We start from the raw sequence: 22,514 nt of genomic DNA, 5'->3' as shown, positions 1-22,514 counted from the left end.
CTGGTGGTACGGAGTGCGCGGCGTCATGGGTGACGGCCGCCCGTCCGCAGTACCCGGACCGGAACGGACCAATCAGCGATTCTCAGGACATGCCCCGGTCGGCGTACGCGGGCCGCCCCTCCTCCACGGCTCCCCCGGCGTCCGGGGCGCACGCCAGGTGGTAGACCGCGAAGGCGCGCCGGATGACGGGCTGGGCGACGTTGCGCACCAGCACCCCGCCGCCCGTCATGCCGTGCTCGGTGCCCAGATGGGCGTGGCCGTGCACGGCCAGGTCGGCCCCGGCGCCGTCGATGGCCTCGGCGAGCTGGTAGCTGCCGAGGAACGGGTAGATCTCCTCGGGCTCCCCGGCGAGCGTGTCGCGGACGGGCGAGAAGTGGGTGAGCGCGATCCGCAGCAGGCACTCCCGATCGGCCAGGGCCTCCAGCTCCCGGTGCAGGCTGTCCGCGCTGAGCCGGGTGGAGCGGACGAACGCCTTCATCTCCGGCTCGCCGAACTCCCCCGCGCTGCGCCCCGCGAAGCCGCCGCAGAAGCCTTTCACGCCGGCGATCCCCACGGCGGACCCGCCCACGCGGAGCACGGTGCTGCCGCCCTCCAGCACCGTCGCGCCGGCGGAGCGGAGGATGTCGGCGACCTCCTCCGGCCGGTCGTCCTGGTAGTCGTGGTTGCCGAGGACGGCGACGACCGGCACGGGCAGCCCGGTGATCTCCTCCGCGACGACGCGGGCCTCCTCCGGGGTGCCGTGCCGGGTGAGGTCGCCCGCCAGCAGGAAGAGATCGGCGCGGTCGCCGAGGGTTTCGAAGGCCGGGCGGAGCAGCCCGCGGCTGTCCGGGGCCATGTGGATGTCGCCGACGGCCGCGACGCGGATCATGACAGTTCCTCCGGGCGGTCGGGCGCGCTGTGGTCGGTCAGGCCGATGTCGCTGCGCACCGGGACGTCCGGCAGGACCTCCGCGACGATGCGGAGGATCTCCTCCCGGTTGGCGGCCGAGGGGACGGTGCCGGTCAGCAGCAGGCTGCCGCCGCGCATCTCCAGGCGGATGCCCATGTCGCCGCTGCCCTCCCGGGCGAGCCGCTCCTGGAGATGGGCGAGGCGGTACTCGGTGGTCGCGGTGGCGCCGGGGTTCCGGTCGCCGCCGGCGGCCGGCCCCGCGTGGTGGTCCGTCATGCCCGGTGTCCTTCCGGCCGTTGCCGCCTTCCGTCCGCCGCCGTCCCGGGCCGCGGTGCGGGCGGCGGTGTGTGCGGCTGTCCGTGTGCGGTGGGTGCGCCCCCGTGCCCGTCGGCGCTCCCGCCCGGTGTACCCGGGCCGCGGGGGGCGATGACGCCGAGGCGTTCGAGGAGGAAGAGGAAGGCATCGGGCATGGGCGCGTCCCCGCAGACGCGGCGCACCCGGTCCCAGTCGACCTTCTCCCGCAGGGTGCGGGCCAGCGGCAGCACTCCGCTGAAGTCGCAGTGGTGTTCGGAGAGGGCGTTGAGCAGCCCGATGAGGAGGTCCGTCGGTGCCAGCACGGGCATCACGACCGAGTCCACCGGCAGGATCTCGGCACGGTCCAGGAGTTCCCTGGTCACCGGCTGCTGTTTGAGCTCGTAGATGAGGTCGACGTCCTGGCCGCGGCAGCGGGCCTTGAACAGCCAGTCCTCGGGCGGGTCGTAGACCGGGATGCCGGCCTTCCGGAGCGTGCCCGCGACCGCCCCGGCGTCCTCGGGCAGCACGCAGAAGTCGGCGTCGTGTTCGAGCCGGGCCATGTTGCCGTGCGCGTACGCGGCCACGCCGCCGGCCAGGGCGAAGGGGTGACCGGCCGCCTTCAGCAGCCCGGCCACCTGCTTGGTGGCCTCCAGGATCGCCTGCATGCGGTCGGGGGCCGGGGCCTCGTGGCCGCGGGACTCCCCGTACTCGTGGAGATGCCCGTACGGTCCGCCGTGGCTGCCGTGGCCGTACGGTCCGTCGTACCCGTACGGCGCCTCGCGGCCGGGGCCTCCGCCGTGCCGGTACCAGCCGCCGAACCCCGAGGGGTCGCCGCCGCCCGGCAGCGGCCCGCTCCACGGCGGATCACCGCCGGGCCCGGCCCGCGCTCCCGGGGCGGCGGGGGCCACCGGACTCTCCGGCCCGGCGACGGGACCGGGGCGGGGGTCCGTGCCGGCGCGGCCCGTGCGCGGGGCGCTCCGCGGTTTCCGGTCCACCGTCACTCCGCCTCTCCTCGCCCGTCGTCCCGGTTCCCGTGCCGAGGGCCGTCCCGGCCGCCGCGGGTCACGGCCAGGACGTCTCGCAGCGCGGGACCACCACGAGTTCGGGGATGACGCTGCCGTGCGGCACCGACAGGGCGTAGAGCACCGCGTCGGCGACGATGTCGGGGCTCTGCAGCTTGGTGGTGTCCGCGTCCGGGAAGCGGTCGAGGACGAACGGGGTCTCCATACCGCCCGCGATGACGCCCGTGACGCCGATCCCGAGGCAGTCGCGCTGCGCCTCCTTGAAGAGGGTGTGGGTGAAGGCGCGCAGCCCCGACTTGCCCGCCGCGTAGGGGCCGGCCTCGGTCCAGGTGCGGTTGGAGGCCGTGGACAGGATGTTCACGATGTGGCCGCTGCCGCGGGCCACCATCCGCCGGTAGACCTCCAGGCACAGGTACATGGGGCCGAGCAGATTGGTGCCGACGACCCGGGTGACCTCCTCGGCCGACAGATGCTCGATCGGCTTGGAGACGTCCACGGCGGCGTTGTTGACGAGGATGTCGAGGGGCCGTTCCACCTGGTCGAGGTCGCGGAAGAACCGTGCCGCCACGGCCGGTTCACGGACGTCGAGTTCGGTGTAGCGGGCCTGGTGTCCCTCGGCCTTGAGTTCGCGGCACAGGTCCTGGGCGAGTTCGCGCCGGACGTCCGCCACGTCGACGGCGGCCCCCGCCCGCGCCAGGGCCCGGCTGATCGAGGCGCCCAGGCCGCGGGCGCCGCCGGTCACCATGGCGTTCTTCCCCGCCAGATCCACCGGTGCTGTGCCGTGCGTCGCGGTCTTCTGCGCTGTGCTGCCCATCGGGGTCCTCCCGGATGTGCTCGGCGGGCCTGCCCGGCCGGGGTGTCCGCCGGGCCCGGCTCGTGGGGCCTGCGGTGTCGCGGTAACCCTCACAGAACAGGACAAACCGAATATCACCGGTATGACGGGACGCGGTCACGGCGCGTGGCCGCGGACGGACGCTTCCGCCTCCGCCTCCCACCGGGCGCCGGTGCGGGTCTCCGGACGGTCCTATAGTCCGGTCCATGGCCCGTGACCTCGAGCAGGTGTACCGAGCGGCGTGCGCCGCCGGGCCCACGTACGCGGAGACCGGGGCCACCCGGGAGGATCCGCTCCCCGCCGGATACCGGCTGCGCCTCCGGCGCTCCCTGCCGGTCGGCCACGGCGCGGAGGTCTTCGAACGGGCCGCCGCCTTCGTCCTGGACTGGGGGCCGCAGCGCGCCACCGGCCTGGCACCCCACCCCGGTACACCGGTCGAGGAGGGCGGCACCGTGCTGCTCGTTCCCCGGCCCGGCGGACTGCGGCTGCCGGGACCGCTCATCCCCTGCCGGGTGGTCTGGACGGAGCGCGGGCCGGACCGGGCCGGCTTCGCGTACGGATCGCTGCCGGGGCATCCGGAGTGCGGGGAGGAGTCCTTCACGGTGATCAGGGACGCCGGCGGCGCGGTGCGGGTCGAGATCGCCGTGTTCTCCCGCGCCGCAGCCCGGTACACCCGGCTCGCCGGGCCGGTCGCCCGGGCGGCCCAGCGGCTGGCCCTGGGCCGCTATCTGCGCTCCGTCGCCCGGGCGGCGCGCGAGGGGTGAGTAGCGGGCGCCCGCGCGGGGCGGGCGCTCCTCCGTCGTGTCCGGGCCGTCGCCGTACGGGCGGGGCGGGCCCGGACGGGGCGGCCCCGGGCCGGGGCCTGATCCCCGGGCCGGGGCCCGGCTCTCGCGGTGCCGGGCCCCGGTCCGGGATGCCGGGGAGAGGTGTCCGGCACGCGGCTCCGGCCGCCGGGTCCGCCCGGAGGCGTCCCGCGGGGACGGAGCCAACGGCGGCCATCCTCACAGACGGCGCCGCCCTCCGGCACGCGCGCCGGCGCCGTCCCGGGGCGCGGGCGGCCCAACTCCCGCCGGGCGCCCGGCCGCAGCGGCGGCGGTGGCTTTGCTCACACGGCCACGGCGGACAGGTGTTCGCCTCCGGGGCGGTCCGCACCCGGAGCCCCGGCCCGGGGACCCTCCGTGACCTGCGCGGATGCCCGCCGGCCCGCCCCGTACGGCTTGTGCCCCGCCAATCGGCCGGGTTGACGGCGGCGGACCGGGGGACCCGGAGGACATGGGACCTACGAACGATCACGAAGAGGCCCGCGGGGCCACCACGGGGGGTCCGCACGGATCCGCGGCCCCGGAGGGACCGGGCGAACTGCCCTCCCGCTCCTGGAAGGGGGTGCTGCGCCGGACCCTCAAGGAGTTCAAGGAGGACGACCTCCAGGACCGGGCCGCCGCGCTGACCTACTTCGGGGTGCTGTCGATCTTCCCGGCGCTGCTGGTCCTCGTCTCGCTGCTGGGAGTGATCGGCCGGTCGGCCACGGACAAGATCCTGGAGAACGTGCAGTCCCTGGCCCCCGGCGCGGCCCGCGACATCCTCGACCGGGCCGTGACCCAGCTCCAGGGCAACGCCTCCACCAGTGGCGTCTTCGCCCTCATCGGCCTGGCGGCCGCGGTGTGGTCGGCGTCCGGCTACATCGCGGCGTTCATCCGCACCTCGAACGCGGTCTACGACCTGCCGGAGGGCCGCCCCGCCTGGAAGATCACCCCCCTGCGGCTGGTGCTGACCGTGGCCCTGATGATCATGCTCGCGGCGAGCGCGCTCATCGTGGTCTTCACCGGGCCGCTCGCCCAGCGCGCCGGGGACATGGTCGGCCTGGGCGACACGGCGATGACCGTGTGGTCCATCGCCAAGTGGCCCGTCCTGCTGATCCTGGTGGTGCTGATGATCGCCCTGCTCTACTGGGCCGCGCCCAACGTCCGGGGCCGCGGCTTCCGCTGGGTGACCCCGGGCAGCCTGATCGCGGTGGTGGTGTGGCTGCTGGCCTCGGGCGCGTTCGCGTTCTACGTCGCCAACTTCGGCTCGTACAACAAGACGTACGGCACCCTGGCCGGTGTCATCATCTTCCTGGTCTGGCTGTGGATCTCCAACCTGGCCATTCTGCTCGGCCTGGAGCTCGACGCCGAGCTGTCCCGGGAGCGGGCGGTCCAGGCCGGCCACCCCGAGGACGTGGAGCCGTACGTGGAGCCGCGCGACACCCGCAAGTGGCCGGAGGACCTCCAGCGCGAGCACGAGAGCCGTCACCCGGAGGGCCGGCCCGGCAGCACCGACGACAGGTCGTAGCGGACCGGCTCCTCCAGTTGCGCGTACGTGCACGACTCCGGCACCCGGTCCGGCCGCCAGCGGCGGAACCGGGCCGTGTGCCGGAAGCGTCCGGCCTGCATGTGGTCGTACGCCACCTCGCAGACCCGCTCGGGGCGCAGCGGCACCCAGGAGAGGTCCTTCGTCCCCGTCCAGCGGCTGGGCGCACCCGGCATCCGGCTCCGTTCGTGCGCCTCCTCCTCGGCCCAGTCCGCCCAGGGGTGGCCCTCGGCCGAGTCCATCCGCAGCGGCGCCAGCTCCTCCATCAGCTCCTTCCGCCGCCGCATGGGGAAGGCCGCGCAGACGCCGACGTGCTGGAGCCGCCCGGCGTCGTCGAACAGGCCGAGCAGCAGGGAGCCGACGACGGGGCCGCTCTTGTGCGGGCGGAGGCCGGCCAGCACGCAGTCGGCGGTCCGCTCGTGCTTGACCTTGACCATGACCCGTTCCCCCGGCCGGTAGCCGAGACCGGGCGGCTTGGCGACGACGCCGTCCAGGCCCGCGCCCTCGAACTGCTCGAACCAGCGGCGCGCGAGGCCGAGGTCGTAGGTCGCCGGGGCCGTGAAGACGGGGTCACCCGCATGCTCCAGGGCGGCGACCAGCGCCTCGCGCCGCTCCCGCTGCGGGGTCTCGAGCAGCGAGCGGTCGCCGAGGGCCAGCAGGTCGAAGGCCACATAGCCCGCCGGGGTCCGCTCCGCGAGCAGCCGCACCCGGGAGTCGGCCGGATGGATGCGCTCCAGCAGCGCGTCGAAGTCCAGCCGCGGGCCGCGCGCGACGACGATCTCCCCGTCGAGGACGCAGCGCTCCGGGAGCCGTTCGCGGAAGGCCGCCACCAGTTCGGGGAAGTAGCGGTTGAGCGGTCTTCCGGAGCGGCTGGCGATCTCGATCTCGCCTCCGTCCCGGAAGACCAGGGCGCGGAAGCCGTCCCATTTGGCCTCGTACAGCATGTCCGCCGGGATGCGGGCCGCGCTCTTCGCCAGCATCGGGCGCACGGGCGGCATCACCGGGAGGTCCATGAGCCGATTCTGCGGCCGTCCGCGGTCCGCCGCGCGCCGGAGCGGGCACCCGGGGGCGCCCGGTGCGGAGTCCGCCGGGAGGCGGGCCGCGCCGCCCCGGCCTACCGTGGCGGCATGGCAGAGACGGCGCAGCTCACGGTCGGCGGCCGGGTCGTACAGCTGTCCCATCCGGACAAGGTGTACTTCCCGGAGCGCGGCTTCACCAAGCTCGACGTCGCCCGCTACTACCTGGCGGTCGGCGAGGGCATCACCCGGGCCCTGCGGAACCGGCCCACCACCCTGGAGCGCTACCCCGACGGGGTGACGGGCGAGTCGTTCTTCCAGAAGCGGGCCCCGGCCAACCTCCCCGACTGGATTCCCACGGCGCGCATCTCCTTCCCCAGCGGCCGGCACGCGGACGAGATCTGCCCCACCGAGCCGGCCGCCGTGCTGTGGGCGGCCAACCTCGGCTGCCTGACGTTCCACCCGTGGCCGGTGCGGCGCGGGAACACCGATCACCCGGACGAGCTGCGGATCGATCTCGACCCGCAGCCGGGCACCGGCTACCGGGAGGCGGTCCGCGCGGCACAGGAGCTGCGGGACGTCCTGGACGGGCTGGGCCTGCGCGGCTGGCCGAAGACCTCGGGCGGGCGCGGGCTGCACGTCTTCGTGCCCATCGAGCCGCGCTGGACGTTCACGCAGGTCCGCCGCGCCGCCATCGCGGTGGGCCGGGAGCTGGAGCGGCGTGCGCCGGACCGGATCACCACCGCCTGGTGGAAGGAGGAGCGCGGCCCGAAGATCTTCGTCGACTACAACCAGACCGCCCGCGACCGCACCATCGCCGGTGCCTATTCCGTCCGTCCCCGGCCGCACGCGCCGGTCTCCGCACCGCTGCTGTGGGAGGAGCTGCCGCACGCCGTGCCGGAGGACTTCGACCTGGCGACCATGCCGGTGCGGTACGCGGACCTGGGCGATGTGCACGCGGACATGGAGAAGCACCCCTGCCGGCTGGAGGCCGCGCTGGAACTCGCCGAGCGGGACGAGCGCGACCACGGTCTGGAGGACCTGCCGTATCCGCCGGATCACCCCAAGATGGCGGGAGAGCCGAAGCGGGTCCAGCCCAGCCGGGCCAGGCGGTGAACTCCGGGCGGGCGGCCCGCCGTCCGGGCGGGCGCGCCGGGATCCCCGCCCGCGCCCGGCCGCGTGCCCGCCGTGCTCCCGCCGTGCGCGGGCGCGTCCCGGGCCGCCGGTGTCCGCGCGTGCGCCACGGAGCGCCCTCCCGGACGGGATGGCACAGTGGCAGACGGCAGGTGTCCCCGGCGGCACCGACGGCACCAGCGGCACCCCGAGAGAGCGAGGCGAGCCGGAATGTCGGCCACAACCCCCGTGGTGCAGGGCGCACCCTGCTGGGTGAGCCTGATCACGAGTGATCTCCGGCTTGCGCAGGACTTCTACCACGGGCTGCTGGGCTGGGAGTTCCGGCCCGCCTTCCACCGCAAGGAGTACGTGGTCGCGTACAAGGACGGCGCACCCGTCGCCGGCATCGGGGCGCTGGCCCGCTCCATGGGCTTCCCCGTGGCCTGGTCCCCGTACTTCGCGGTGGAGAGCGCCGACAAGGTCTCCGACCGCATCCGGGAGCGGGGGGCGACGGTCGCCGTCGGCCCGATCCCGTTCGGCCCGGGGCGGGTCGCCTGGGCGGCCGACCCGATGGGCGCCCCCTTCGGCATCTGGGAGGGGTACACCGAACCGGAGTGGCCGGTCCGGCGCGGGCCGGGCTTCCCGTCCTGGATCGAGCTGCGCACCCGGGACATATTCGCCGCGACGATCTTCTACAGCGAGGTGCTGGGCTGGGACACCGAGCCGCCCGAGCGCTGCGACGTGCGGTACACGGACGAGCAGGTGCTCGTCCGGATCGAGGGGCGCACGGTGGGCAGCCTGCGCGGCGGGGCGCTGGAGTCCGCGCCGGACCCGCGCATCCGGCCACGCTGGCACGTGTACTTCTGCGTGGAGGACGTGCCCGCCGCGGCGGAGCGGGCGGCGGCATCCGGCGGGGAGATCGTCACCCCGCCGGAGGAGACCCACCACGGGTGGGAGTCGACGCTGCGGGACCGGCAGGGCGGGCTGTTCACGGTGATGTCGCGGGAGAACTGACGCCCGGCCGGCGCGGTGCGGTTCACCCCCGGCGCCAGGCGCCGCTCTCCAGGTGCGAGCCGGCCATCGGGCCCATCCGCAGCATCCCGCCGTCCACGGCCCAGGAGGCGCCGGTGACGTAGCCGGAGTCCGGCCCGGCGAGGAAGGCGATCACCGCGGCCACCTCACGGGCGTCCCCGGGCCGGCCCAGCGGCACCCCGGGGCGGGGTTCGGTGCGCACATCGGTGTCCTCCTGGCCGGTCATCGGGGTGGCGATCTCCCCGGGCGCCACGGAGTTGACGGTGATCCCGTGCTCGGCGAGTTCGAGCGCCATCACCTGCGTGAGCAGGCCGAGTCCGCCCTTGGCGGCGCAGTACGGGGCGGCGCCGACCCGCGGCTGGTGCTCGTGGACGCTGGTGACGTTGACGATCCGGCCGCCGCCGCCCTGGCCGATCATCCGGCGCGCCGCGCGCTGACCGCACAGGAACGGCCCCACCAGGTCGACGTCGAGGACCTGCCGCACCGTGGCGAGGTCGATGTCGAGGTAGGGGGTGGCGGTACCGGTGCCGGCGTTGTTGACGAGGACGTCGATCCGCCCCAGTTCGCCGGCGAGTTCGTCGATGACGCCGGCGGCCTCCGGCAGCCGGGTCAGATCGGCCTGCCGCACGGCGGCGCGGCGGCCGAGGCCGCGCACCTCCCCGGCCGTCTCCCGCGCCCCTTCCTCGTCCTCGTGCCAGGTGATGCCGATGTCCATGCCCCGCGCGGCCAGGCGCACCGCGGTGGCGCGGCCGATCCCGGAGTCGGCGCCGGTGATCACGGCGACCCGGCGGGCGGTGTCCTCGGAACCGTTCTGCGTTGTCAAGGGAAGGACCTCCTCGGGCGGTGCCGCGGAATACGGCGGGAGAAAGGGAGAAAGACGGGTCCGGCGGGTCTTCAGAACCGGATCTCCGCCGCGTCGCAGATCTCGGCCCCCATATTGCGCTCCATCATGCGCAGCGCGGCGTCCGCGAGATCGGGGTGGATATGGGCCACCGCGTCCCGGGGAACGGCCACGGTGAGGTGGCGGATGTGCGCGTCGAGCGCGGAGTACAGCACGCACTGCTCGGTGACCTGGCCGCAGAGCACGATACGGCCGATGCCGTACTCGGTGAGCAGATATTCCAGCGGTGTCTGGAAGAAGACCGAGTGCCGTGCCTTCAGGACGAAGAGCGACTGTTTGTCGGGCCGGACCGGCTCCACCAGATCGGCGTACGGGCCGGAGAGCGCCGTGTCCAGGATTTCGTCGTGGTGGGAACGCCAACGGCCGAAATTGTCATTGACGTAGATGACGTCGACGTCCTCGTCCCGGGCCCGTTCGATCAGCTCTCTCATCGCGGGGAGGGTTTCCCGTACCGAGGAAATCAGCCGGTCCGCGTCCGGATGGTCGTAGGTGTTCACCATGTCGATGACCACGAGGGCCGATTTCCGCATGCGCGAGTCCCGATTCCTGTCGTGCGGCCGGTGCGGATCAGCGTATTCCCCGGCTCACGGCGGGCAACCGCCCGGCGCGCGAACGGCCCCCGGGTGCGCGACGGTGGACGGAGAGCGGGCGGACGCGGGAAGCCGGAAGACGGAAGGGACCACGAAATGGAACCGGTGGCGGCACTGGACCGGATCGCCTTTCTGCTGGAGCGGGCGCAGGCCCCCACCTACCGGGTACGCGCGTTCCGCACCGCCTCGGCCGTCCTCACGGAGATGCCCGGTGAGGAAGTGGCGCGGCGGGCGGCGGCCGGTTCGCTGGAGACGGTCAGGGGCATCGGGCCCAAGACCGCGAAGGTCGTGCGGGAGGCGCTCGCCGGCGGGGTGCCCGGCTATCTGGAGCGGCTGGAGGCGGAGTCGGGCGGCCCGCTCGCCGAGGGCGGCGCGGAGCTGCGGGCGGCGCTGCGCGGCGACTGCCATCTGCACTCCGACTGGTCCGACGGGGGCAGCCCGATCGAGGACATGGCGCTCACCGCGGCCGCCCTCGGCCACGCGTGGGCGGTGCTCACCGACCACTCCCCCCGGCTGACGGTCGCCCGCGGCCTGTCCGCCGAACGGCTGCGCGAACAGCTCGGTGTGGTCGCGGAGCTCAACGAGCGGCTGGCGCCGTTCCGGCTGCTGACGGGCATCGAGTGCGACATCCTCGCCGACGGTTCGCTCGACCAGGAGCCGGAGCTGCTGGAGCGGCTGGATCTGGTGGTGGCCTCCGTCCACTCCAAACTGGCCATGGACGAGGCCGCGATGACCCGCCGGATGGTCCGCGCGGTGCGGAACCCGCTCGTCGACGTGCTGGGCCACTGCACCGGGCGGCTGCTCTCCGGCCGGGGCCGCCCGCCCTCGCGCTTCGACGCGGAGAAGGTCTTCGCCGCCTGCGCAGAGTCGGGCACCGCCGTCGAGATCAACTGCCGCCCGGAGCGGCTGGACCCGCCGCGCGCGCTGCTCCGCCGGGCGGTGGACGCCGGGGTGCTCTTCTCGGTCGACACCGATGCCCACGCGCCCGGCCAGCTCGACTGGCAGCCCTACGGCTGCGCCCGGGCCGAGGAGTGCGGCGTCCCCGCCGGACGGGTCGTCAACACCTGGACGGCGGACGGCCTGCTGGAGTGGACCCGCACCCGGCGGCCGCCCGGCGGGTGACGGGCGGCGGCCGCTGTTTCGGACGGGGCGTTCGCGGTTACCGACTCCCTGTCCGGGGCGGCCCGGTGCGGCCGGGGTGCCGGGCCCGCCCGGTCCGGTGGTCCGTTCCCTTCCCCGGCCCGTTTCGCCGGCCCACCCGCTGATCCGCTCCCTCTGCTCCTGTTCCGCTCCTCCGTTCCCGTCCCTTTCCGTTCCGACGCCGTCCGCCCGGCCCCGCCCCTCCGGCCGGGTGACCGGGAGGCCCCATGACCGCACCGGCGCACACCACCCCCGTCACCCTCCACGTCAACGCGGAGCCGCGGGAACTGGTGGTCGACAACAGGGCCACCGTGCTCGACGTACTGCGCGAGGAGCTGGATCTGACGGGCACCAAGAAGGGCTGCGACCACGGGCAGTGCGGTGCCTGCACCGTGCTCGTCGGCGGCACGCGGATGAACAGCTGCCTGCTGCTGGCCGTCACCCTCGACGGGGCCCGGATCACCACCGTCGAGGGGCTGGCCGGGGGGCCCGCCGGGAGCGGCCCGCTCCACCCGCTGCAGGAGGCGTTCCTCGACCGGGACGCCTACCAGTGCGGCTACTGCACCCCCGGCCAGCTCTGCTCCGCGATCGGCGCGCTCCAGGAGATGGGCGCGGGCCTGCCGAGCGCCGTGACCCCGGCGGACCATCCGTCGGGGCTGCCGGTGCCGGCGGACGACGCGGAGATCCGGGAGCGGATGAGCGGCAACCTCTGCCGCTGCGGCGCGTACGGGAACATCGTCCGCGCGGTGGGCGACGTGGCGCACACCGGGACCGCGCCCGGCGGCCGTACCGGTGAGGGCGGCGCCTGGTGAAGCCGTTCCGCTACGAACGCGCGGCCGAGGCCGGGGCGGCCGTCACCGCGCTGGGCTCCTCGCCCCACGCCCGCTACCTGGGCGGCGGCACCAACCTCGTGGACCTGATGAAGCTCGGAGTGGAGCAGCCCGACCTGCTGGTGGACGTGACCGCGCTGCCGCACACCGCCATCGAACACACCTCCGCCGGGGGCCTGCTGGTCGGCGCCGCCGTGCGCAACAGCGAGCTGGCCGCCGACCACGCCGTCCGCACCCGCTACCCCGTCCTCTCCCAGGCCCTGCTGGCCGGGGCGTCCGGTCAGCTCCGGAACGCGGCGACGGTCGGCGGCAATCTGCTGCAGCGCACCCGCTGCCCGTACTTCCAGGATCCCGGCAAGCCCTGCAACAAGCGGGAGCCGGGGACGGGATGCCCGGCGCGCGAGGGGGTGCACCGCGAGCTGGCGGTGCTCGGCGCCTCGCCGTCCTGCGTGGCCACCCACCCCTCCGACATGGCCGTCGCCCTGGCCGCGCTGGACGCCGGGGTGCACGTGCTGACCCGGTCGGGGACGCGGACCGTCCCGGTGACCGAACTGCACCGGCTGCCGGGCGGCAGCCCGGAGCGCGACACCGTGCTGGCCCCCGGTGATCTGGTCACCCATGTGGAGCTGGGTGCCGTGCCGGAGGCGGCGGGTTCGGTCTACCGCAAGGTGCGCGACCGGGCCGCGTACAGCTTCGCGCTGGTGTCGGTGGCCGCGGCCCTCCATGTGGACGGGGGGTTCGTCCGCCGGGTGCGGCTGGCGTTCGGCGGGGTCGCCGCCCGTCCGTGGCGCGCCCGGACCGCGGAGGAGCGGCTGCTGGGGGCGCCGGCCACCGCCGAGTCCTTCGCGCGGGCCGTCGACGCCGAGCTCGCCCCGGCCGAGCCGCTGCGCGACAACGCCTTCAAAGTGCCGTTGCTGCGTTCGCTGACCGTGCGCACCCTGGCCGAACTGGCCGAACGGTCCGAACCGTCGGGCCGCCGGACCGGGGACGGCGGCCCGCATCCGGAGGGGCCGTGGGAGACGCCATGAGCGGAGACGGCCACGGAGACGGCCACGGGGACGCCCCCGGCACCGGCCCCCGCGGCGGGGCGCGGCGCGGGCACGGCAGCGCGCTCGGCGAGCCCGTGGTCCGGCTGGAAGGGCGTGCGAAGGTCACCGGTGCCGCCCGGTATGCCACCGAACACCCGGTCGAGGGCTGTGCGTACGCCTGGCCGGTGCCCGCGACCGTCGCCCGGGGCGAGGTCACGGCGGTCGGCACGGCCGCCGCGCTGGCCGTTCCCGGTGTGCTGGCCGTGCTCACCCATGAGAACGCGCCCCGGCTCGGCGATCCGGGGGACGCGACCCTGCTCGTCCTCCAGTCGCCGCGGGTCGCGCACCGCGGGCAGTACGTGGCGCTCGCCGTGGCCGAGACGCCGGAGGCGGCGCGGGAGGCGGCCGCCGCGGTCCGCGTGGAGTACGCGCCGGAACGGCACGACGCGCGCTTCACCGCGGACCATCCGGGGATGTACGCGCCGGAGCGGGTCAACGGCGGCCTCCCGGCCGACCGGGTGCGCGGTGACGTCGGCATGGCGTTCGCCGCCTCGGAGATCCGGTTCGCCGCCGCGTACCGCGTACCGCCGCTGCACAACCATCCGCTGGAGCCGCACGCCGCCACCGCGCTCTGGATCGGCCCGCGGCTGCGCGTCTACGACTCCAGCCAGGGCGCGGACCCGGTGCGGCAGGCCCTCGCCGTCCTGTTCGGGACGGACGAGGAGCTGATCACCGTCGTCTCCGAGCACGTCGGCGGGGGCTTCGGTTCCAAGGGGTCACCGCGCCCGCACGCCGTCCTGGCGGCGATGGCCGCGCGGGAGACCGGCCGCCCCGTCAAACTGGCGCTCCCCCGGAACCAGTTGGCGGCCGTCGTGGGCCACCGGCCGGCGACGGAGCACCGGGTGCGTCTCGGTGCCGACGGCATGGGGCGGATCTCGGCGCTCTCGCACGAGGTGTTCACCTACAGCTCCACCCTGGAGGAGTTCACCGAGCAGGCCGCGACCCCGGGCCGCTTCATGTACGCCAGCCCGCACAGCCGTACGACGCACCGGCTCGCCCGCCTCGACGTACCGACGCCCTCGTGGATGCGCGCCCCCGGCGAGTGCCCCGGCATGTTCGCCCTGGAGTCGGCGATGGACGAACTGGCGATCGCCTGCGGGCTGGACCCCGTGGAGCTCCGGCTGCGCAACGAGACCGCGAAGGAGCCGGACTCCGGGCGCCCGTTCAGCAGCCGGATGCTCGCCGAGTGCCTGCGCGAGGGCGCGGACCGGTTCGGCTGGCGGGACCGCGATCCGCGGCCGGGCACGCGCGCCGAGGGGCGGCTGCTCATCGGCACCGGGGTCGCCGCGTCGGGCCATCCGGCGAGCGTCTCCCCCGCGGCGGCGGAGGCCCACGCGGGCGCCGGCGGCTACCGGGTGCGGATCAACGCGACGGACATCGGCACCGGGGCCCGTACGGTGCTGGCGCAGATCGCGGCCGACGCCCTGGGCGCGCCGCTGGACCGGGTGCGGATCGAGATCGGCAGCAGCGACCTGCCCCAGGGCCCGGTCGCGGGCGGCTCCTCGGGCACCGCGTCCTGGGGCTGGGCCGTGCACAAGGCCTGCCGGGAACTGCTGTACGAGCTGGCGCGGCACGGCGGGACGCCGCCGGAGACCGGACTGTCGGTGTACGCCGACACGGCGGAGGAGGTCGCGGCCCGCACGCGGGAGTACGCGCGGCGGGCCTTCGGGGCCCAGTTCGCCGAGGTGCAGGTGGACAGGGACACCGGGGAGACCCGGGTGCGGCGGCTGCTCGGGGTGTTCGCGGCCGGGCGCATCCTCAATCCGCGCACGGCGCGCTCACAGCTCACCGGCGGGATGGTCATGGGCCTGTCGATGGGGCTGATGGAACACAGCACCCTGGATCCGGGCTTCGGTGACTTCGCGGAACGGGACCTGGCGATGTACCCCGTCGCGACCTGCGCCGACGTGCCGGACATCGAGGTGCGCTGGCTCGCGGAGGAGGACAGCCGGCTCAACCCGATGGGCTCCAAGGGCATCGGGGAGATCGGCGCGGTGGGCACGGCGGCGGCGGTGGCGAACGCCGTGCACCACGCCACGGGGGTGCGGGTCCGCGCCCTGCCCGTCCTCCCGGAGAAGCTGCTGCCGGGCCTGGCCGCACGGCGGCGGGACGCGGCGGACTGAGGCACGGAGCGGACGACTCGTCCGTAACGGCGGGCGGTTGCGGCGGGGCGGTACAACGCCGTGGCGGGGCGGGGGCGGACGGGCCCCGCCCCGCCACGGATCAGATCGCGACCCCACGCCCCCGCAGATAGGCCAGCGGGTCGATGTCGGAGCCGTAGCCCGGTCCCGTACGGACCTCGAAGTGCAGGTGCGGCCCGGTGCTGTTGCCGGTGGAGCCGGAGCGGCCGAGCTGCTGCCCGGCGGGGACCTGCTGTCCGGCCCGTACGGAGAGCTGGGAGAGGTGGGCGTACTGGCTGTACCGGCCGTCGCTGTGCCGCAAAACGACCTGGTAGCCGTAGGCGCCGGCCCAGCCCGCGGAGACGACCTGGCCGGAGGCCACGGCCCGGACCGAGGTGCCGGTGGCGACGGGGAAGTCGACGCCCGTGTGGTAACCGCTGGACCAGCTGCCGCCGGAGGCCCGGTACGGGGTGCTCGGCGAGACGCCCGGCACGGGCGCGGAGAAGGCGCCGGAGCCGGAGCGGGAGCTCCGCTCCTCGCCGGAGCGCTCCTGCTTCCGCTCGGTCCTCTTCTTCTCCGGGGCGGCCTTCTTCTCGGCCTTCTCGGCCTTCGCGGCCTTCTTCTCGGCCTTCTTCTCCGCCTTCTTGTCGGCCTTCTTCTCAGGGGCCGGGGCCGCCCGGCGTTCGGAGGTCTTGCGTTCCGAGGTCTCCGGGGCGCTCCCGGCACCGGACGCCTGCCCGCGCAGGGAGAGCCGCTGGCCGGGGAGGATCAGGTCCGGGTCCTCGCCGATGACCTCGCGGTTGGCCTCGTAGAGCCGCTGCCAGCCGCCGTCGACGTCCTGCCCGCGGGCGATGCCGAAGAGCGTGTCACCGCTGACGACGCGGTACGAGTCCGTGGTGCGGGAGCCGGGGGCGCGGGTGGCGGAGGCGGCCTGGGCCGGGTCCTTCGCCTTCCGTTCCGCGCGCTGCTGCTGCCGCTGCTCGGCCCCGGCCGCTCCCGCGGCCTTCTCCTTCTGCCGCGCGTCCTCGGCGCGCGGGCCGGACCGGTCCGCGGCCGGCGCGGTGTCCGGGCCGTCCCCGCCGCGGGCGAGGCCGGCCCGCGGCCCGCAGTTCGGCCATGCGCCGGGGCCCTGGCCGTCGAGGACCTTCTCCGCTGTCGCGAGCTGCTGCGCGCGGGTGGCGAGGTCGGCGCGCGGCGCATACCGGGTGCCGCCGAACGCCTCCCAGGTGCTCTGGGAGAACTGGAGGCCGCCGTAGTAGCCGTTGCCGGTGTTGATGTCCCAGTCGTTGCCGCTCTCGCACTCGGCGACCCGCTCCCAGGTGTCGGTGGAGGCGGCGCTCGCGCTCGCGGCGGCCACCAGCGGGAGGGCGATGCCCGCACCTGAGGCGGTGACGGTCAACGACGCCTGGGAGATACGGCTCGGCTGGTGCCGGCGGTGCCGTCCGCGGGTGGGGGGCATCGGCTGGGTTCCTCTCCTGCGCTGGGGCCGAAAAAGGCGGCCGCGCAAGGGAGTTCGCGGGCCGTGCCCAAGATAGGCGGGCACATTCCGCGTCACAACCGATTCCGGGAATCTGCGGGACGATTATCGGATTCCGAAGAAGTGAATCTTGAAAAGGACCAGGCGCGGGGAAGGCCCGTTTCCCGGTGTAACCCCAGCTGATCCGCGGTGCGCCGGCAGCGGCCGTCCGCCCGCCCGCTCTCCGCCGCGGAAGATCGAATTCCGCAGCGGCCTCCCCTCCTTTTCCGGCCACCGGCCCGTGCGCCCGGCCGGAAACGGGCGAGGTGCCCGTTCCCGCGGGGCGGGAACGGGCACCTCGTGTGGTGCTGCGCTGTGCGGGGAGGTCAGATGGAGACGCCCTTGCCCCGCAGGTAGGCCAGCGGGTCCACGTCGGAGCCGTAGCCCTGGCCGGTCCGGACCTCGAAGTGCAGGTGCGGGCCGGTGCTGTTGCCGGTGGAACCGGACAGGCCGAGCTGCTGGCCGCCCTGGACCGTCTGGCCGGCCGAGACGGACAGCGAGGACAGGTGCGCGTACTGGCTGAACTTGCCGTCGGCGTGCCGGACGACGACCTCGTTGCCGTACGAGCCCGCCCAGCCGGCCGAGACGACCGTGCCGGAGCTGACCGACTTCACCGGGGTGCCGGTGGCGACGGAGAAGTCGACGCCGGTGTGGTAACCGCTGGACCAGCTGCCGCCCGAGGCCCGGTACGGGGTGCTCGGGGAGGCGGCGACCGGGGCGCTGAAGCCCGCGGTGTTCGCCTGGGCCTTCTGGACCGCCGGCTTCTCGGCGGCCTTGGCCGGGGCCTTGGCCTCGGACTTCTGGGCCTTCGGCGCGGCCTTGGGGGCCTCCGCCTTCGGAGCGGCCTGCTCGCCGTCCAGCGAGTACTTCTGACCCGGGAAGATCAGGTTCGGGTTACCGCCTATGACCTCGCGGTTTCCCTCGTAGATGCTCTCCCAGCCACCCTCGACGCCCTTGGCCTCGGCGATCTTGGCAAGGGTGTCACCGCTGACGACGGTGTACGACGAGGTCTTCGCGGTGCCGGCGTCCGACGGAGACGGCTTGGCGGCCTTCTTCTCGGCCTTCGGCGCGGCCTTGGGGGCCTCCGCCTCGGGAGCCTCGGCCTTGGGGGTGTCCGCGGCCTTGCCCTGCTGCTTGGCGCCGGTGTCGACGGCGGGGGCCTCGCCACCGCGGGTGAGACCGGCCTTGACGGAGCAGACCGGCCAGGCGCCCGGGCCCTGGCCCGCGAGCACCTTCTCGGCGATCGCGATCTGCTGGTCCTTGGTGGCGAGGTCCGCGCGCGGCGCGAACTCGGTGCCACCGAAGGCGGCCCAGGTGCTCTGCGTGAACTGCAGGCCACCGTAGAAGCCGTTGCCCGTGTTGATGCTCCAGTTACCGGTGCTCTCGCACTCGGCGACCTTGTCCCAGGTCCCGACCGAAGCGGCGCTGGCGCCGGAGGCGCCGACGAGGGGGAGTACGAGGCCCGCGCCACCGGTGGTGACGGCGAGCGTGGCGATGGAAAGACGGCTGGTGCGAGTACGGCGATGACGTCCGCGAGACATAGGGGTATTTCCTCTCCTACGCCTACGAGGTGAGCTGTCGGGTTCGGGCTGGAGTTGCCCGGACGCATGCGCACGGCCGGTTCGGCCGTCCTGCGCGTCTTCACCCCAAGCCGCACCGTGTGGTGTGTCACACGGTCCGGCGACTTACCTTTGGGTCCCCCGCTCCTGCCGTGGTGCGTCGTGGTTTCCCCCCTCCGGCGGCAGGATTCGGCGTTCCGGAGGAAGAATGCCCGCCAAGCTTTCGGCGGAGCAGCGGCAAACGTAAGCGCTCGGTTTTCACCAAGGCAAGGAGAAGTCGGACAGCCGGGTGTTTACCGGCGGTATTTGCGGGGATGGCGTGACGCGGTGCGCACACCCCTCAGCAAAGAGCGACGAAAATCCTCGCCGTTCGCCGCCCGAAAACAGCAGAGGGTTACATCCTCGACGGAACAGCGGCATTCGGATGCATTGCGTCACCTTTCCCCTCCGCATTCTGTGAAGCGCGTCACCGGCAGGTGTTTTGTCCGTTTTGCGACGGTCTTGGGCGGGAGTGGAACGGCGGCCGAGGTCGCGGCCGGGCCGCCCGCCCCCTTCCCGCGGCCGGCGTCTACGATCATGGTCACCGGGCGCCGGGTCCCCCGGCCGCCTCCCGGACCCGGCCGACGGAGGACTGCCGCCGTGACCACCACCCCGCTGCCCCGCGCCGCGGCCGCGCCCGCACCGGTCCTGCTGCGGGCCGAGCGGCTCGCCCGCACCGAGGACGGAGCCTGCCGCCACGCCCTGCTGTGGCGCGCCGGGCCGGGCTGGCGGATGGCCAGCAGCGCCGTCCTGGGCGGCGGCCTCGGTGAACGCGGCTGGGTGCTCAACGCCCAGGTGCGCCCCGGCTACACCCGGACCGACCCCGCCGGCCATCTGGCCGGGCTGGCCCGGGACGCCGGGCTGGCCGGGCCCGGTGTGGGACTGATGACGGCCGCCGAGGTGGACGCGTGCACCCGCGCCGCCGACGGCGGGGTGGAGGCGCTGGTGACCACCGGCATCGGTGTCTCCGGCTGGGCCGCCGCCCCCGGCCCGGGTTCCCCGGCTCCCCTGCCGCCGGGAACCATCAACATCGTCGTCGCCGTACCGGCCCCGCTCGGCGACGCCGCACTCGTCAACGCCGTGGCCACGGCGACCGAGGCCAAGGTCCAGGCCCTGCTCGACGCGGGCTTCGACTGCTCCGGCACCCCCTCGGACGCGGTGTGCGTCGCGGCCCGCGCCGCCCGGCCCGGCGAGGAGCCGGAAGCCTTCGGCGGGCCGCGGTCCCTCTGGGGCGCGCGGCTGGCACGGGCGGTCCACACCGCCGTACGGGAGGGCGCCCGGCGGGAGTGGGAGCGCACGGCGGCGGGCCCCGGCGGGCCGGCGCCGCATCCCCGCACCCTGCCGGGCTGCCGCGCGGAGGTCTGAACCGCCTCCGGCGCGGGGGCGGCCGGCGGCCGCGGTGCTCTTCACAGCGGGGCCAGCATCTGCCGTCGGGCGGCCGGGTCCACCTCGTCGATCCAGCGCGCGGCCCCGTCGAGTACGGAGGAGCGCGGCGCCCCGGCGAGATGGACGGTCATGCCGATGGCCCGCCCCAGCCGGTCCGGGAGGCCGTCGAAGAGCGCCCCGCCCCCCGTGACCACCAGCCCGCGCTCCACGATGTCGTCCGCGACGCCGCCGGGGCAGTTGCCGATGGCGGTGACGACCAGCCGGGCGATGCGCCGGATCTCCGGCTCGATGATGTCCCGCAGCTCCCCCGCCGCGACCGAGACGGTCTTGGGCAGATCGGTGACGCGGTCCCGGCCCCGGACCGGCAGCCGGGTGCCGGGCGCGGTCTCCGCCACCCGGCCGAGGCCGGTCTTGACGGCCTCGGCCGCGCTCGTGCTCAGCGCCAGGGTGTGCTCGCGCTGGAGGTGGGTGACCAGGGCGGAGGTCACGGCGTCGCCCGCGACCGGCGAGGACTCGGCGGAGACCAGGGTGCCGAAGGCGAAGGCGCAGATCTCCGTGGTCCCGGCGCCGATGTCGACGATCATGGTGCCGCCGGAGTCCCAGAGCGGCAGCCCGGCGCCCAGGGCCGCGAGCATCCCCTTGGGCAGCAGCCGCACCCAGCGGGCACCGGCCTGGAGCAGCACCTCCTCGGCGGCGATCCGCTGCACCTCGGTGGCGGAGGCGGGGACGCCCGTCACGACCCCCGGCGGCAGCAGACCGCGCCGGGAGGGGCCGCCGTCGCCCAGCGCGTGCCGGAGGAGCAGGGCGGCGGCGTCGAAGTCCGTGACGACGCCGCGGCTGAGCGGCACCACCGCCTCGATGTCCGGCGGGGTGCGGCCGAGGATCCGGCCCGCCTGGTCGCCGACGGCGACCACCTGCCGGGACCCGGTGGTCACCGCGATGACGGACGCGCCGTCGTAGCGGTGGCCTCCGCGCGGCCCGCGGACGCGGATGCGGGAGGTGCCGAGGTCCACCGCTACGGGGGGTCCGCCGGAGGTGCGGGACCAGCGCATGGGGAGTCCTTTCCGGACGGCTGCTCTCCGGATCAGACTCGCGCGGGCGGGGCCGGCGGCGGGTGAGGCGCTCCCCTCACTCCCTCGAAAGTGTGATGATCGGCCCGCAGGGGCCGCCCGCACGGCCCCGCCGCCCGTTCCGCCGCGGGCCGCTCTCCCGGCGTCAGCCGGCGACTTCGGAGCGGTCGCCGCCCCAGAGCGTGTGGAAGCTGCCCTCGCGGTCCACGCGCCGGTAGGTGTGCGCCCCGAAGTAGTCGCGCTGGCCCTGGGTCAGCGCGGCCGGCAGCCGCTCGGCGCGGAGCGCGTCGTAGTAGGCGAGGGCGGCGGAGAAGCCGGGCGTGGGCACCCCGTACGCCACGGCCGTGCCCACCACCGTGCGCCAGTCCCGCTGCGCCGCGCCGATCTCCCCCGCGAACTCGCTGTCGGCCAGGAGCGTGGGCAGCTTGGGGTCGGTGTCGAAGGCGGCGCGGATGCGGTCGAGGAACGCCGCCCGGATGATGCAGCCGCCGCGCCAGATCGCGGCCACCGCCCCCGGGTCGATCGTCCAGCCGTACTCGCCGGCGGCCGCGTCGATCATGTTCCAGCCCTGGGCGTAGGAGACGACCTTCGAGGCGTAGAGCGCCTGCTCCACCTGGTCCGCGAAGTGCCGGGCGTCCTCCGCCCCGAGCGTCGCGCGCTGCGGGCCCGGCAGGCCCCCGGCGGCCTGCCGCAGCCCCGCGTGGCCGGAGACGGAGCGGGCGAAGACCGCCTCGGCGATGCCGGACACGGGGACGCCCAGGTCGAGCGCCGTCTGCACCGTCCAGCGGCCGGTGCCCTTCTGGCCGGCGCTGTCGGCGACGACGTCCACGAACGGCCGGCCGGTCGCGGCGTCGGTGTGGGCCAGGACCTCGGCGGTGATCTCGATGAGGTACGAGTCGAGGCGGCCGGTGTTCCAGGTGCGGAAGATCTCGGCGATCTCGGCGGGCCGGTAGCCGGCCACCTGGCGCAGCAGGTCGTAGGCCTCGCCGATGAGCTGCATGTCGGCGTACTCGATGCCGTTGTGCACCATCTTGACGAAGTGCCCGGCGCCGTCCGCCCCGATGTGGGTGCAGCAGGGCGTGCCGTCGGCGGCCTTGGCGGCGATGTCCTCCAGCAGCGGGCCGAGGGCGGCGTAGGCCTCGGGCGAGCCGCCGGGCATGATGCTGGGCCCGTTGAGCGCGCCCTCCTCCCCGCCGGAGATCCCGGTGCCGACGAAGTGGAGGCCGCGCTCGCGCAGCGCGGCCTCCCGGCGGCGGGTGTCCTCGAAGTGCGCGTTGCCGCCGTCGATGATCATGTCGCCCGCTTCGAGCAGCGGGGCGAACTCGTCGATCACCGCGTCGGTGGACATGCCCGCCTTCACCATGATCACCACGCGGCGGGGCCGCTCCAGCGAGGCGACGAAGGCGGCCGGGTCGTCGGACGGGAGGAAGGTGCCCTCGTGGCCGAACTCCTCGACCAGGGCCCGGGTACGGGTCGCGGTGCGGTTGTGCAGCGCCACGGTGTGCCCGTGCCGGGCGAGATTACGGGCCAGGTTGCGGCCCATCACCGCCAGCCCGGTGACCCCGATCTGCGCCTTCGTCCCGGTGCCTTCTGCCATATCTCAAGACTCCCTCGGTGGCGGGGTTGGCCCCGCGTCTGTGCGTCTGCTGCGGTCGCCGCGCTTCCGGCGGCCCGCCGTACCTCCGCGGCCCGGCCCGCCCGCGCGGCCACCCGCCCCGCGGGTGACCGCGCC

The 22,514-nt window shown here is 74.8% G+C and carries 19 protein-coding genes, 1 pseudogene and 1 riboswitch; of the genes and pseudogenes, 9 read left to right on the top strand and 11 right to left on the bottom strand.

The annotated features are described in order from the left end of the window. Positions 1–82 precede the first annotated feature (82 nt). The 4 genes and pseudogenes from SXIN_RS28675 to SXIN_RS28660 form a co-directional block, all read right to left on the bottom strand. On the bottom strand, positions 83–868 hold the full coding sequence (locus tag SXIN_RS28675; protein WP_019708502.1) for a metallophosphoesterase family protein: 786 nt from the start codon (positions 866–868) through the stop codon (positions 83–85). Then, complete coding sequence (locus SXIN_RS28670) at positions 865–1,164, bottom strand: hypothetical protein (RefSeq protein ID WP_019708503.1); 300 nt, start codon at positions 1,162–1,164, stop codon at positions 865–867. The genes SXIN_RS28675 and SXIN_RS28670 overlap by 4 nt, the downstream gene beginning before the upstream one ends. A 134-nt stretch (positions 1,165–1,298) precedes the next feature. Beyond that, positions 1,299–2,027: pseudogene (locus SXIN_RS28665) on the bottom strand (nucleotidyltransferase family protein); the annotation flags it as partial. Between the two features lie 217 nt (positions 2,028–2,244). Beyond that, positions 2,245–3,018, bottom strand: a complete 774-nt coding sequence (locus SXIN_RS28660; RefSeq protein WP_019706098.1) for an SDR family oxidoreductase — start codon at positions 3,016–3,018, stop codon at positions 2,245–2,247. A gap of 224 nt (positions 3,019–3,242) precedes the next feature. Here SXIN_RS28660 and SXIN_RS28655 point away from each other — a divergent pair, with 224 nt between their 5' ends. Both SXIN_RS28655 and SXIN_RS28650 read left to right on the top strand, forming a co-directional pair. Then, a complete protein-coding gene (locus SXIN_RS28655; protein ID WP_095757756.1) occupies positions 3,243–3,800 on the top strand; it encodes a DUF1990 family protein in 558 nt (185 codons plus the stop codon). A 508-nt stretch (positions 3,801–4,308) separates the two neighbouring features. Next, complete coding sequence (locus SXIN_RS28650; protein ID WP_019708504.1) at positions 4,309–5,364, top strand: YihY/virulence factor BrkB family protein; 1,056 nt, start codon at positions 4,309–4,311, stop codon at positions 5,362–5,364. On the opposite strand, the gene SXIN_RS28645 is transcribed toward SXIN_RS28650, so the two are convergent. After that, on the bottom strand, positions 5,322–6,395 hold the full coding sequence (locus SXIN_RS28645; protein WP_019708505.1) for an ATP-dependent DNA ligase: 1,074 nt from the start codon (positions 6,393–6,395) through the stop codon (positions 5,322–5,324). The genes SXIN_RS28650 and SXIN_RS28645 overlap by 43 nt on opposite strands. A 114-nt stretch (positions 6,396–6,509) precedes the next feature. Here SXIN_RS28645 and ligD point away from each other — a divergent pair, with 114 nt between their 5' ends. Together ligD and SXIN_RS28635 are read left to right on the top strand one after the other, a co-directional pair. Further along, a complete protein-coding gene (gene ligD / locus SXIN_RS28640; RefSeq protein WP_019706187.1) occupies positions 6,510–7,514 on the top strand; it encodes a non-homologous end-joining DNA ligase in 1,005 nt (334 codons plus the stop codon). A 228-nt stretch (positions 7,515–7,742) separates the two neighbouring features. After that, positions 7,743–8,525 carry a VOC family protein gene (locus SXIN_RS28635; protein WP_192883640.1) on the top strand — a complete coding sequence of 261 codons (783 nt, stop codon included), beginning with the start codon at positions 7,743–7,745 and terminating at the stop codon, positions 8,523–8,525. Positions 8,526–8,547: 22 nt separating this feature from the next. On the opposite strand, the gene SXIN_RS28630 is transcribed toward SXIN_RS28635, so the two are convergent. Together SXIN_RS28630 and SXIN_RS28625 are read right to left on the bottom strand one after the other, a co-directional pair. Further along, the gene (locus SXIN_RS28630; RefSeq protein WP_019708507.1) at positions 8,548–9,366 is read right to left on the bottom strand and encodes an SDR family oxidoreductase; all 819 of its coding nucleotides are present in this window, start codon (positions 9,364–9,366) and stop codon (positions 8,548–8,550) included. A gap of 71 nt (positions 9,367–9,437) precedes the next feature. Next, positions 9,438–9,974 (bottom strand): cysteine hydrolase family protein, encoded by a 537-nt coding sequence (locus SXIN_RS28625; RefSeq protein WP_019708508.1) that lies wholly within the window; start codon positions 9,972–9,974, stop codon positions 9,438–9,440. Between the two features lie 156 nt (positions 9,975–10,130). On the opposite strand from SXIN_RS28625, the gene SXIN_RS28620 reads away from it, so the two are divergent. The 4 genes from SXIN_RS28620 to SXIN_RS28605 all read left to right on the top strand — a co-directional run bounded on the left by SXIN_RS28620 (position 10,131) and on the right by SXIN_RS28605 (position 15,215). Further along, positions 10,131–11,156, top strand: a complete 1,026-nt coding sequence (locus SXIN_RS28620) for a PHP domain-containing protein (RefSeq protein ID WP_019708509.1) — start codon at positions 10,131–10,133, stop codon at positions 11,154–11,156. Between the two features lie 245 nt (positions 11,157–11,401). Further along, positions 11,402–11,986, top strand: a complete 585-nt coding sequence (locus SXIN_RS28615; protein WP_019708510.1) for a 2Fe-2S iron-sulfur cluster-binding protein — start codon at positions 11,402–11,404, stop codon at positions 11,984–11,986. Further along, positions 11,983–13,032 (top strand): FAD binding domain-containing protein, encoded by a 1,050-nt coding sequence (locus SXIN_RS28610; RefSeq protein WP_095757755.1) that lies wholly within the window; start codon positions 11,983–11,985, stop codon positions 13,030–13,032. Before SXIN_RS28615 ends, SXIN_RS28610 begins: the two co-directional genes overlap by 4 nt. Beyond that, positions 13,029–15,215, top strand: a complete 2,187-nt coding sequence (locus SXIN_RS28605; RefSeq protein ID WP_095758244.1) for a xanthine dehydrogenase family protein molybdopterin-binding subunit — start codon at positions 13,029–13,031, stop codon at positions 15,213–15,215. Before SXIN_RS28610 ends, SXIN_RS28605 begins: the two co-directional genes overlap by 4 nt. 100 nt (positions 15,216–15,315) lie before the next feature. On the opposite strand, the gene SXIN_RS28600 is transcribed toward SXIN_RS28605, so the two are convergent. Both SXIN_RS28600 and SXIN_RS28595 read right to left on the bottom strand, forming a co-directional pair. Further along, complete coding sequence (locus SXIN_RS28600) at positions 15,316–16,671, bottom strand: transglycosylase family protein (RefSeq protein ID WP_095757754.1); 1,356 nt, start codon at positions 16,669–16,671, stop codon at positions 15,316–15,318. Between the two features lie 383 nt (positions 16,672–17,054). Further along, a complete protein-coding gene (locus tag SXIN_RS28595; protein ID WP_019708514.1) occupies positions 17,055–18,269 on the bottom strand; it encodes a transglycosylase family protein in 1,215 nt (404 codons plus the stop codon). Positions 18,270–18,273: 4 nt separating this feature from the next. Further along, positions 18,274–18,492: riboswitch (cyclic di-AMP (ydaO/yuaA leader) on the bottom strand. Between the two features lie 434 nt (positions 18,493–18,926). On the opposite strand from SXIN_RS28595, the gene SXIN_RS28590 reads away from it, so the two are divergent. Continuing rightward, positions 18,927–19,691, top strand: coding sequence for an adenosylcobinamide amidohydrolase (locus tag SXIN_RS28590; RefSeq protein ID WP_238153886.1), 765 nt, complete (start codon positions 18,927–18,929; stop codon positions 19,689–19,691). Positions 19,692–19,732: 41 nt separating this feature from the next. Here the strand turns inward: SXIN_RS28590 and SXIN_RS28585 are convergent, their stop codons facing one another. Next, positions 19,733–20,764 (bottom strand): rod shape-determining protein, encoded by a 1,032-nt coding sequence (locus SXIN_RS28585; protein WP_043468812.1) that lies wholly within the window; start codon positions 20,762–20,764, stop codon positions 19,733–19,735. A gap of 163 nt (positions 20,765–20,927) precedes the next feature. Next, positions 20,928–22,379: an NADP-dependent phosphogluconate dehydrogenase gene (gene gndA, locus SXIN_RS28580; protein ID WP_095757752.1), complete on the bottom strand. Its 1,452-nt coding sequence runs from the start codon at positions 22,377–22,379 to the stop codon at positions 20,928–20,930. Positions 22,380–22,514: the final 135 nt, after the last annotated feature.

This window comes from Streptomyces xinghaiensis S187, assembly GCF_000220705.2.
GTDB lineage: Bacteria > Actinomycetota > Actinomycetes > Streptomycetales > Streptomycetaceae > Streptomyces > Streptomyces xinghaiensis.
Note: the sequence above shows the minus strand (reverse complement) of the source record. Positions and strands in the feature narration are given on the sequence as shown.